This window comes from Vreelandella olivaria (assembly GCF_023507745.1).
GTDB classification, from domain to species: domain Bacteria; phylum Pseudomonadota; class Gammaproteobacteria; order Pseudomonadales; family Halomonadaceae; genus Vreelandella; species Vreelandella olivaria_A.
Map to the genome: position 1 here is coordinate 61,543 of NZ_JALPZO010000088.1, position 10,505 is coordinate 72,047.

Annotated in this window: 11 protein-coding genes and 1 tRNA gene; 5 read left to right on the forward strand and 7 right to left on the reverse strand. The window is 51.3% G+C overall.

All coding sequences use genetic code 11. The features are described 5' to 3' along the window. Positions 1–54 precede the first annotated feature (54 nt). Positions 55–891, reverse strand: a complete 837-nt coding sequence (locus HP566_RS07415) for a helix-turn-helix transcriptional regulator (RefSeq protein ID WP_249976627.1) — start codon at positions 889–891, stop codon at positions 55–57. 376 nt (positions 892–1,267) lie between these two features. Between HP566_RS07415 and HP566_RS07420 the strand changes: the two genes are divergently transcribed. Next, positions 1,268–1,603 carry a hypothetical protein gene (locus HP566_RS07420; RefSeq protein WP_249976628.1) on the forward strand — a complete coding sequence of 112 codons (336 nt, stop codon included), beginning with the start codon at positions 1,268–1,270 and terminating at the stop codon, positions 1,601–1,603. Between the two features lie 12 nt (positions 1,604–1,615). On the opposite strand, the gene HP566_RS07425 is transcribed toward HP566_RS07420, so the two are convergent. The 6 genes from HP566_RS07425 to pilB form a co-directional block, all read right to left on the reverse strand. Beyond that, positions 1,616–2,485, reverse strand: coding sequence for a DNA replication terminus site-binding protein (locus HP566_RS07425; RefSeq protein WP_249976629.1), 870 nt, complete (start codon positions 2,483–2,485; stop codon positions 1,616–1,618). A gap of 15 nt (positions 2,486–2,500) precedes the next feature. Beyond that, complete coding sequence (gene yacG / locus HP566_RS07430; RefSeq protein ID WP_249976630.1) at positions 2,501–2,734, reverse strand: DNA gyrase inhibitor YacG; 234 nt, start codon at positions 2,732–2,734, stop codon at positions 2,501–2,503. After that, a complete protein-coding gene (gene coaE, locus HP566_RS07435) occupies positions 2,703–3,353 on the reverse strand; it encodes a dephospho-CoA kinase (protein WP_249976631.1) in 651 nt (216 codons plus the stop codon). The genes yacG and coaE overlap by 32 nt, the downstream gene beginning before the upstream one ends. Positions 3,354–3,422: 69 nt before the next feature. Beyond that, positions 3,423–4,268: a prepilin peptidase gene (locus HP566_RS07440; RefSeq protein ID WP_249976632.1), complete on the reverse strand. Its 846-nt coding sequence runs from the start codon at positions 4,266–4,268 to the stop codon at positions 3,423–3,425. Positions 4,269–4,333: 65 nt separating this feature from the next. Further along, positions 4,334–5,563: a type II secretion system F family protein gene (locus HP566_RS07445; RefSeq protein ID WP_249976633.1), complete on the reverse strand. Its 1,230-nt coding sequence runs from the start codon at positions 5,561–5,563 to the stop codon at positions 4,334–4,336. An 8-nt stretch (positions 5,564–5,571) separates the two neighbouring features. Further along, positions 5,572–7,329, reverse strand: coding sequence for a type IV-A pilus assembly ATPase PilB (gene pilB / locus HP566_RS07450; protein ID WP_249976634.1), 1,758 nt, complete (start codon positions 7,327–7,329; stop codon positions 5,572–5,574). A gap of 253 nt (positions 7,330–7,582) precedes the next feature. Between pilB and HP566_RS21570 the strand changes: the two genes are divergently transcribed. The 4 genes from HP566_RS21570 (at position 7,583) to HP566_RS07470 (ending at position 9,914) form a co-directional block, all read left to right on the forward strand. Continuing rightward, entirely contained in the window at positions 7,583–7,993 is a 411-nt protein-coding gene (locus tag HP566_RS21570; RefSeq protein WP_284041357.1) for a pilin, read from the forward strand. A 359-nt stretch (positions 7,994–8,352) separates the two neighbouring features. Further along, entirely contained in the window at positions 8,353–8,811 is a 459-nt protein-coding gene (locus tag HP566_RS07460) for an anti-virulence regulator CigR family protein (RefSeq protein ID WP_249976635.1), read from the forward strand. 81 nt (positions 8,812–8,892) lie between these two features. Beyond that, positions 8,893–9,708, forward strand: a complete 816-nt coding sequence (locus tag HP566_RS07465; protein WP_249976636.1) for an inositol monophosphatase family protein — start codon at positions 8,893–8,895, stop codon at positions 9,706–9,708. 129 nt (positions 9,709–9,837) lie between these two features. Then, a tRNA-Pro gene (locus HP566_RS07470) sits at positions 9,838–9,914 on the forward strand. Positions 9,915–10,505 lie beyond the last annotated feature (591 nt).

The window sequence follows — 10,505 nt, forward strand, 5'->3', positions numbered from 1 at the left end:
AAGTGCCGGTTTTGCTTTTATCCGTCTCTGTATTATCAGCGGAGAGTGCACTGACTAAGCTAATAGTGGTATCTGCAGCTCTAAATGATCTGGATGCCACAGCACTTTTGGCGCTTCCCCGCTAATATGAAAACGGTTTTGATGTCTGATAACCTGTATCAACGTTGCTGACATTGCTTCCGATAATTCTGAAAAATCCTCGAAGCATGTTTTTGCATAGTAGTGAATGGGAATATCCACCCGTCGGTATGCCACTGGCAAGGCGAGGTGGGAGGCACTGTCTTTGGTTTTCAGATAGAGCCCGATATCTGTACGCGTCTGATGAGGGGCGGCTGCCTCCACTTCAAGTGCTTCTGCTTTCTCTGTTAATAAATCTGGCAGAGCCACTGTGGGGGTGGATGCGCCTAACTGCGCTTGTAAGCATTTGAGATGATTGGCATGGTAGGTCGTGCTTCCTAATCCGCTTATATGTTCAGGCGCCTTGTAAAGACGCATTAAAATGGTTTGCCTGGGATGGCTCTTCTCAATCGTGATATTGAAACTGCGTCTAGGGAATGGTAAATGATGCATACCTGCTAATGCCTGCCGATAACTCCGTGGTGTAAGCTGGTAGCGACGCTGGAAAGCGCGTGAGAACGAAGAGTGATTAAGATAGCCGCAGCGTGAGGCAATATGCGCTATATTTTGTGAGGTAAGCGAGAGTAGAACGGCTGCTCGCTCCAGGCGCCTTTTTTCACGATAAGCGCCAGGCGATATACTGAAACAGTGGCGAAATTGACGCCGTACTTGAGACGCTGAGTACCCAATGTGGTTGGCAAGGTCTTCGATACCAAGTGGTTTATCGAGTGTATCCTGCAGCCAGATCTCAGCTCGTGTCATTGCATTGAACATTATCTGGCCTCCCATGCGTGAGTCATACAGGTACATGTATTATTTCACCTGTAATGCACCCTCCCGGTGCTAATTGATGCTGGTTACCTGGTGGGCAGTAGAATTAGCACTTACCCGCCAGATAGGGCTGTCGTTCTATGAGCGACCTTAATTTGATGTTGTTATTGAGTGTCACTATTCCAGCGGTAACCCGCCGGGCTCCAATTAGTAGTTGTAACCGCTGGTAACTGCGTTGCGGTGATGTCTTTATGCTGCTAATAGGGGGGCAAAGGCAAGTTTGCTCTGTGGGTTTACGCGTTTGTGCACAGTTTTTGTGAAAAATGGCCTGTTGAACAGGTGTGTCGACCATTTCAAGTAAGGTGTAAATGAAACATCGATGAAATATCAAAAGGTTCAAAAACAGCTGGACGAGCGTGAAAAGCTCCGTAAGTTTCGTGAGCTGGATGACGCCTTTGCGCAGGCATTGCGTCAGTTGGATGACCCTGAGAACAGTTTGGATATCCCTACAGGGCCTCCAGTACGCTCGCTGGCGGATTTAGAGGCTGATGATCAAGCGGCGCTGGCTCAGCAGCGTGAAAAGCTATTTAACGAGCGTTTTAAGGCACTGATCAGTGAGTATGACCTATCCGAGCGGGAGCTAAGCGAAGTGATACAGACGCTATTGGCTTATGGGCTGTGGGAATTGGATAAGACACCGACCATTGAAAGCTAAGGTAGTGATGCGTTAACGATAGCGGTAAATACGCAAACTGGGCAGAAAGGCTTCATGCTCCAGTTTCTCATCGCGCCGTCTGGCTCTGGTTCGTTGGGTAGGCGGCTCAAGCGGTGGTACCTTGATATCGGGCAGTTGACGGTTAACGCCAGGCACAATAAGTGGAAGGGCAATATTCATCGCCTGCCGGGTGTGCCCATCTGCCAACGGCTCGGTAAAGAATAAGTTAGCCCTTAGTAACGGCGCTTGTGACTGTACCTGAGCCAGTGGTTCGCTGCTCGGTATACTTGCCAGCCTGCGCAGCTGAATACGGATATGAGGTGCATCGGTATCCAGCTGCAACAGTCTGTGTTCAGCTTCCTGGACAGTCATCTTTTTAATAGAGCGGCCGCTGGTATACCAGGCAAAACGCACCCGTGATACAGGCACTGGGGAGATGGGAATGTGTCGCCAGCACTGCTTGAGGTGTAGCCTGGCGTATCCGCTTTTGCGTAACACGTCATCAACATGGGGATGGCGCTGAGGTAAGCGCAGCTTTGCTTCATTAACAGATGCGGGGTGTGCCTGCTTGATACGCTGGAGCAACTCGCTGATGTGTGTTTTTGCTAGATTGATGGCATTAAATGCCGCGACTAACTCCTCATTCGCTGCGATTAGCGCAATATAGTTTCTTGTCTCACGCCCATCCTGACCTTGCTGGTGCCACATATCGAGTAATGCTTCACGTAACCAGTCGGACCCTGCTGGTTGTTGAAAGTGCCATGTAGGAGCCTGTTGTTGCTCATACAGAGTGACTGCCTGATCAATACGGATCATCAATTGGTCAAAGCAGCTCTCAAGCTCATAAAGCAACTGATAAAGGGGCAGAGCGTTATCGTGCATGCGGATGGCTCTTTGCTAGGAAAGTGGAGCGTCTCTATCGGCTTGGGCCAGCAATGTCTCCAAATCAGCTTCATCCATGGAGGATTCACCTGAAATACGATGTGACTCTTCTGCCCATGCCCCCAGGTCAAGCAATTGGCAGCGCTGACTGCAAAAAGGCCGAAAGGCGCTTTCGGGGCCCCAGGCGACTCGCGTGCCGCATTGTGGGCAATCCACCTCAAGTGGGGCGTCGTTGGCAGGTGTCGGCATCATCGTCTCCTATGATTGTGGTGTCAGGAAAACCGGTGCGATAGCGCTGATCCAGCTTAATGACCTGTTGCATCATATAAGCATGGTCATCGCTGTTATCAATAACGTCGTCGCCTTTGGCAAGGCGGTCTTCACGGGGTAGTTGGGCAGCGAGGATAGAACGCACTTGAGTTTCACTCACGCCATCGCGTTCGAGGGTGCGTTGAAGCTGTATATCAACGGGAACATCGATCACTAACGTGCGGTTAACCAGCTTATATTGCCCAGACTCAAAGAGAAGCGGGGAAACAAGAAGCACGTAGGGGGAGTGCGCTTTTAACTCCTCAAGACGTGCCAGCAGACGCTCACGTACTTTGGGGTGAGTCACTGACTCCAGCCACTGTCGTTCCGTTGGGTCTTCAAACACAATGGTGCGTAGGGCAGCCCGGTTAAGTGTACCATCACCATGTAGCACCCCAGCCCCGTAGCGGTCGGCGATTGCTGAGAGCGCGGGTTCGCCAGGGGCGACCACTTCCCGCGCAATATCATCCGCGTCCACCCAGCCGATGCCTAATGATCCAAATGCACGGGCAACTGTTGATTTGCCTGATCCAATGCCACCTGTTAACCCAATAATCATAAGCTCTCTCTATGCATCATTGGCCCTGGCCCATGCTGTCTCAATCAGGATGATTTGCGCTTACCAGGGTCAATAAAGCAATGATGTATAAAGCGCCATCAACTCATTACCCACCAGTAAGCATACCCAGCCCGCCAGAGCCAAAAAGGGGCCGAAAGGCAGCGGCTGGCCACGTAACCGGGGTATAAGCAGCTGAGCTAATAGCCCAATGATGGCACCGACGCCCGCCGATAAAATAAGCAGTAGCGGCAACATTGACCAGCCGACCCAGGCACCCAGAGCCGCTAATAATTTGAAATCACCAAACCCCATGCCTTCTTTGCCGGTGATCAGCTTAAATAGCCAGTAAAAACTCCATAGTACTAAATAGCCAGCCATTGCACCGATAACCGCGCTGGGTAACATCAGCGGTTGAAAGAGTAACTGGTAAAGAAGACCTGACCAAAGCAGCGGTAAGGTCAAAATATCAGGGAGGAGATAGGTGCGAAAATCGATGACTGCCAGAGCAAGTAACAGTAAGCAGGCCAAGTAGATAAATAGCGCGTTCATGTGGGGGCCATAAAGCGCCATAACGGCAACAGCCAGCAAGCCGCCCATGAGTTCCACCAGAGGGTATTGAACGCTGATACGTGTTTTGCAATGGGCGCATTTACCTCGCCTCTTTAACCAGCCCAGCAGAGGAAGGTTGTCATGCCAGACGATAGGGTATTCACATCGGGGGCACATCGAACCAGGGGTAGCCAGGTTAAAGCGCGGCGACTTTTCAGGAGGAAGCTCCAATGAAGCGCGTGCCTCTTTGCGCCAGTTCCGCATCAGCATCACCGGCAGACGGGTGATAACGACGTTAAAAAAACTGCCGAGGCATAGTCCCAGCAACAGCGCAGATAGATACATGAATGATGGCGGTAAGCCCATGATGCTCCCAGGGTTGCGGCAGAGGTTATGGCATGAAATTGTGGAATAGTGGTGGGTGTTTGGTGTTAAAGTGCCGTGCCAATTTCAAAGATAGGTAGATACATCGACACGACAACACCACCGACCAATGCGCCCAGAACGACGATGATGATGGGTTCCATCAGCGAGGTGAGGGCGTCTACTTTATTCTCGACTTCCTCTTCGTAATAATCGGCCACGCGATTAAGCATGGCGTCTAACGACCCTGCTTCCTCGCCAATGCTTACCATCTGCACAGCAAGGGCTGGAAAGCGGTTCGTCATGCGCATGGCGAAGTGGAGTTGCTGGCCGGTGGCAACGTCCTGGCGAATGCTCTTAATGACTTTGTCATACACGCGGTTATCCGAAGCTCCAGCTGCCGTTTCCAGGCCCTCAATCAGCGGCACACCCGATGAAAAGGTCGTCGCCAGAGTGCGGGTAAAGCGGGAGACGGCAGATTTATCCATGATATCGCCAAGTACCGGCAAGCGAAGCAGTAAGCTATCCAGGCGGTAGGCTATCCCAGGTGAGCGTCTGGCCGCAGCCTTCAGTAACATAATGCTGCCCACGAGCGTTCCCAGTGCATGCAGCCAGTACTGCTGGGCCAGTTCCGAAAGGTTTACTGTAAACTGGGTAAGGGCGGGTAATTCAGCCCCAAACCCCTGAAACATACTCTCAAACTCTGGTACTACCTTAATGAGCAGCAGCATGGTAACAGCCACGCCTATGGTCATGACGGCTGCTGGGTACCATAGTGCTTTTTTGACCCGGCTTTTGAGCGATTCCACTTTCTCTTTATAGCTGGCAACCCGTTCCAGCATTTGATCCAGCGCGCCCGCCTGTTCGCCAGCATCCACCAAATTGACAAATAGCTGGTCAAATTGCCTGGGGTGTTTTGCCATGGCGGCTGAGAGGCTATCCCCAGACGAGACATCCTCCATCAGCTGCTGGGTCAATGCGACCATGGCGGGTTTTTTCAAGCTCTCAGCAACGGCTTGAAGTGCCTGAAGAATAGGGATACCTGCGCGCACCATAGTGGCCATTTGGCGTGCAAATACCATAATGTCCACATTGGTAACCTTTCCCCGGCCTGTAAAGCTACTGCGCTTTTGAATTTTTGTTGCGGTGATCCGTTGTTTGGCTAACTGATCAACAATATCGGCTTTTGAGCGGCCAATGAGCTCTCCCCGCATGGGGCGGTCCTGGGGCCCCTTGCCTATCCATTTCCAGCGGTGGAGTGGTGTTTTTTTCGTCTGGCGCGCTGTTGCTTTAGCCATTTAACAGCTTACTCCTTACTTATGCGGTTAACTTCTTCCAGGCTTGTGCTGCCGTCCAGCACGCGGCTCAAGCAGCTCTGGTACAGGCTTGGGTAACCCTCTTTACGTGCCAGTTGGTCGATTTCTATGGCATTGCCATCGCGCATAATCAGCTGGCGCATCTCATCTGTAATAGGCACTACTTCATACACCCCGATGCGACCTTTATACCCCTGGGTACACTGCTTGCAGCCCTCCGCTTTATAGATGGTGGCATTACGAATATCGTGCTGATTAAAGCCTGCTTTACGCAACGCTTCAGCGGGGATATTGGCAGGAGTTTTACACTGGTTGCAGAGTTTACGTGCCAGACGCTGGGCGATAATCAAGCTGACTGAGCTTGCAATGTTGTACGAAGCCACCCCCATATTGGCAAGGCGGGTAAGAGTTTCCGCTGCAGAGTTGGTATGTACCGTTGAAAGTACCAGGTGGCCGGTCTGGGCGGCCTTTACCGCGATTTCAGCAGTTTCCAGATCACGAATCTCCCCCACCATGACGACATCCGGGTCCTGGCGTAAAAACGCCCGCAGTGCGCTGGCAAAGTTCAAGCCAATTTTAGGCAGTACATTAACCTGATTAATGCCTGGTACTTTAATTTCCACCGGGTCCTCTGCGGTGCAGATATTACGCTCTATCTGGTTGAGGATATTGATGCCGGTATAAAGTGTAACTGTTTTACCACTACCGGTGGGGCCTGTAACCAAAATCATGCCCTGGGGTTTTTTGAGCGCGCGCTCATAGGTAGCCTGTTGCTCAGGGCTAAAGCCAAGCTGCTCAATTCCCAACTGCGCTGAAGTGGGGTCCAGTATACGCAGTACCACTTTCTCACCATATACCGTTGGTAGTGAGTTAACCCGGAAGTCAATTGAACGGGTACGGGAAAGCTGCAGTTTTATGGCGCCATCCTGGGGCAGGCGGCGCTCCGAAATATCCAGGCGAGACATGATTTTCAGCCGTGCGGCAATGCGGTCACGCAGGGCGAAAGGAGGGCGGGCGATTTCAATCAGCATCCCGTCGATACGAAAACGCACCCTGTATTGTGTTTCATAAGGTTCGAAGTGAATATCCGATGCGCCACGGCTAATGGCATCCAGCAGTATCTTATTAACGAATTTTACGACCGGTGCGTCTTCGCTATCCTTTGTGGTTTTATCCGGTGCCGTGTCGCTGCCATCATGGTGTTGAATAATATTCAGCGCGCTAACAGCATCATCTACATTTTCCAACTCATCGAGCATGCTGCGTTCGTTTTGCGCTAGGTATTGAATCAGCGTGTTTTTTAGCTGATCCGCAGGTGCGAGCACGCCATCCACACTCAGGCCGGTGGCAAACTGTAGCTCATCAAGCTGGGTGAGCGTGGCCGGGAAGGGAACCGCGACCGTTAGGCGATGCCCGTGCCGCGCCAGAGGGAGAATATCCAGCTTCTTAAGAATTTTGACCGGATAGTCATTCGCGGGGGGCAGTGCGTTAATGCGGATCGGCTCAAGGTCAATCACTGGCAGGCCATACTCCCAGGCGGCAGCCAGAGCCGCGGCATCTGCGCTTACCAGCCCGCTGTCTACCACGTGTTGGAGTAAGGACATGTCCAGTTCAGCTGCCGTGGATTCGGCCACTGCCGCCTGGGCATTGGTGAGCAAGCCGTGTTTGACCAGTCTTTCGGCAATGCCGCGCAAGCCGCCGTTTAAAGCGGCATGGCTAAGCGTGGATTCTGGAACGGTTTGGCTCATGGAAATTTCAAATCCCGGCGGCATGACGAAGGTAATACTCTTTTTATCATATTTGCCTATGCCCAGGTACTGACAAAGAACTATCCAACAAAGCCGTGACGGCCGTCAAAAAGGTTGAAAAAAGCATATAAATAGCGTGAGAAGGCTGGTTGCCAACCCCAGAACGGTCAGCTAATGTAGCGAGATGTTAGTCTAAGCTGCTTTAGCCGGGTCGCAGCATATAAATTACTCATCACTGCAAGGGAACCTCGCAATGCAAAAAAATCAACCCAACCAACCCCACCGCTTTAAGCAGCAAGGCTTTACCCTGATTGAGCTGCTGATCGTGGTGGCGATTATCGGTGTACTGGCAGCGGTGGGTGTACCGCAGTATGGTAACTACCTTGATCGTGCGGCTGCATCAGCGTGTGAAGGTGAGCTAAGTTCCTTCAGAAGTGGTTATACAGCTGCTAGCACATTTAATGAACAAGATGAATTTTCTTTTACTTTCCAATCATGTTTTACAGCCGCTGATACTCCCCTGCAGGATGACAATGCAACATTAATTGATATTCTTGAAGGTGATGTAGATGAGAATACTACTTCACTAGCTCTGACCACAAGCCGTTCTGGGGTTAGTGTCACTCTCAATACCAATGGTAGTATTACTCGTAATATCGATTAGAACGGAATAGGATTGCCTTTCACTACTGTAGATATAGCCTACCAAGTCAGCTTGAGTTTGATTAAGAACCCTACAAGAATGTAGGGTTCATTATTTCAGGCTATATAGGTTGGAATCTACAGTATTAAAGATTTTGCTCTAATTGATTCTTATTGTAATCGCGATCACTGGTATCATCTCCCAAGCGGAGACTGCTCGCATATCTGACTTACCTGGATCGCCCTGCCTTCGGTGCCTGAGGTCAGCTATCTATCAAGATATTCGTGCTTGAGTTTTATTTTAAAACCGCACTCTCTTCTTCCATACTCCCTCCGCATTTTCCCTCTACACTCAAGGCTCCTGTGAATAAGGAGCCGATCATGAAACCCATTACCTTAGCCGCCTGCGTGCTAGTGACTACCATGGTATGGCACGCGACTGCGGTGGCGCAGCCTACTCATGCCCCTGCCCATGGGGCACGTGAGCAGGCGACCCAGGGAGAGCACCAGCGGGGAGGGCACGATAGTGGTGGTTATAGCCGTCGCCAACGAAGCGAGCAGCATATCGACCTACCACGCATTAATGAACGCGAGGTTTTACGGTTGTTACGGCAGTACGATGCTCCCCGCGCTGAATCATTGCCTCCTGGTATTCAGCGCAATCTGGAACAGGGCAAGCCTTTGCCTCCTGGTATTGCCAAACGCTTTGACGGCCAGCTCGCCTCGCAACTGCCACATTACCCAGGTTATGAGTGGGAACATGTAGGAGCTGATGTGGTACTGATTGAGGCCGCCACCCGAGTGGTGGTGGAGGTATTGGTGGATGCCTTACACCGATAGGCGCATGCCCCTGCTAGCGTAGCAATGCGTGCCAGTACCGCTTATGCTGATAAGCGAATAGCAACCCATCAAGGAGTGTTAATGGCGGCTTATACCTTAGAGGCACGGCTGGCACTGGCCGTTCGTATTGCTGAAGAAGCGGGCGAAATGATTCGTAACGCCCGTGCCAAGCAGGCATTTACCCAACGACTTAAATCAGGGGTTGAGTTAGTCACTGATGTAGATGTCGCGGTCGATACACTGATCAGCCAACGCCTGGAAGAGCATTTTCCCGGTGAGGAAAAGTTAAGCGAAGAGCTAAGCCCAGAGCACGCCTTACACACACCCGCCGATCAGCTCTGGGTCGTTGACCCGATTGATGGAACGGTGAATTTTGCCCAGGGGCTTCGTCATGTGGCGGTCTCCATTGGTTGGATGGAGAGGGGAGTCGGCAAGGTGGGCGTTGTCCATGCGCCGTTTTTACAGGAAACGTTTACAGCGGCAGAAGGAATGGGCGCGTTTTGTAATCAGCGACCTATTAAGCCGAGCAGTGCCAAGACACTTGCCAACACCTTGGTTGCCACTGGTTTTCCCTACCATAAGAAAGCCCGTAAAAAGCTGCTGCCCCGTTTGGAAGCGGTGTTAGCCCACTGCCAGGATATTCGCCGTAATGGTGCTGCGGCGTTGGATTTATGCGATGTCGCTTGTGGCCGCCTGGATGCTTACTACGAAACGGTTTCCCCATGGGATTTTGTGGCCGGTTGGGTGATTGCCCGTGAGGCCGGGGCACAGGTGGGGCACTTGGTCAAGGTGCCGGATGGCGTACCTACTGACCTCTATCCTGAGCAGCTACTGGTAACCACGCCCAATATTTACAATGAGATGGCCTCCCTGCTGCAAGCTGCCGACCAAGCGTAACGGCAACCAATTGAAAAGAAAGCGCAAAAAGAGCTTTTCATTTGGCTGATAAAACGCTAGTATACGCACCGTCTTGAGGCAAACGCTGTTGGCTGACAGCGTTTAGCAAAAAGGTATCTAAAAAGACATCGGAGCGTGGCGCAGCTTGGTAGCGCGTTGCAATGGGGTTGCAAAGGTCGCAGGTTCGAATCCTGTCGCTCCGACCAAAAAAGACATATAAAACGGTCACTTAGCTAATTGCTACAGTGGCCGTTTTTGTTTGGTTAGATTTTAGGTAGCAAATAGGTAGCACGCGTCGGAAGCAAGAAGGCACAGCTGGCAACAACAGTTGCCCTTTTTCGTTGCCCCACAATCCCATCGGCAACCGCAGCATTCCTTACATGAGACGACGAGGGATCGGTTAAAGTGATTTTGTAAAACCGCGCTGCACACCTTGAAGGACTAGAAATAGTCACCCCGAAATGCAGACAACGCAGCCAGCCAAAAAAGTACAGCTGTTCAATTACGAAAAAGGGTAAATTACACCCGCCAAGCTGAGAGTTCGTTTGGGCAACATGATAAGGGTAAATTATTAGGAACTCCCGTCATGCCAAAAAAGAAAAGTGAAGAAATCTTAGATAATGCGTTTCGACTTTACCAGCAAGGCTATAGTCCGGAGCTGATTGAGTTGCCGACGTCACCCCCAGATTGAGTAGCGCTACACTTTAGAGTCCGATCCTATGGGTAAGGAGATTGGACATGAAGAAGCGTTTCAGCGAAGAACAGATCATTGGTTTCCTGGGCGAAGCCGAAGCGGG

Bases quoted from the DNA above. Each gene is read 5' to 3' on its own strand.
- HP566_RS07415 (WP_249976627.1), bottom strand. From the start codon at position 891: ATGTTCAATGCAATGACACGAGCTGAGATCTGGCTGCAGGATACACTC.
- HP566_RS07420 (WP_249976628.1), top strand. From the start codon at position 1,268: ATGAAATATCAAAAGGTTCAAAAACAGCTGGACGAGCGTGAAAAGCTC.
- HP566_RS07425 (WP_249976629.1), bottom strand. From the start codon at position 2,485: ATGCACGATAACGCTCTGCCCCTTTATCAGTTGCTTTATGAGCTTGAG.
- yacG (WP_249976630.1), bottom strand. From the start codon at position 2,734: ATGCCGACACCTGCCAACGACGCCCCACTTGAGGTGGATTGCCCACAA.
- coaE (WP_249976631.1), bottom strand. From the start codon at position 3,353: ATGATTATTGGGTTAACAGGTGGCATTGGATCAGGCAAATCAACAGTT.
- HP566_RS07440 (WP_249976632.1), bottom strand. From the start codon at position 4,268: ATGGGCTTACCGCCATCATTCATGTATCTATCTGCGCTGTTGCTGGGA.
- HP566_RS07445 (WP_249976633.1), bottom strand. From the start codon at position 5,563: ATGGCTAAAGCAACAGCGCGCCAGACGAAAAAAACACCACTCCACCGC.
- pilB (WP_249976634.1), bottom strand. From the start codon at position 7,329: ATGAGCCAAACCGTTCCAGAATCCACGCTTAGCCATGCCGCTTTAAAC.
- HP566_RS21570 (WP_284041357.1), top strand. From the start codon at position 7,583: ATGCAAAAAAATCAACCCAACCAACCCCACCGCTTTAAGCAGCAAGGC.
- HP566_RS07460 (WP_249976635.1), top strand. From the start codon at position 8,353: ATGAAACCCATTACCTTAGCCGCCTGCGTGCTAGTGACTACCATGGTA.
- HP566_RS07465 (WP_249976636.1), top strand. From the start codon at position 8,893: ATGGCGGCTTATACCTTAGAGGCACGGCTGGCACTGGCCGTTCGTATT.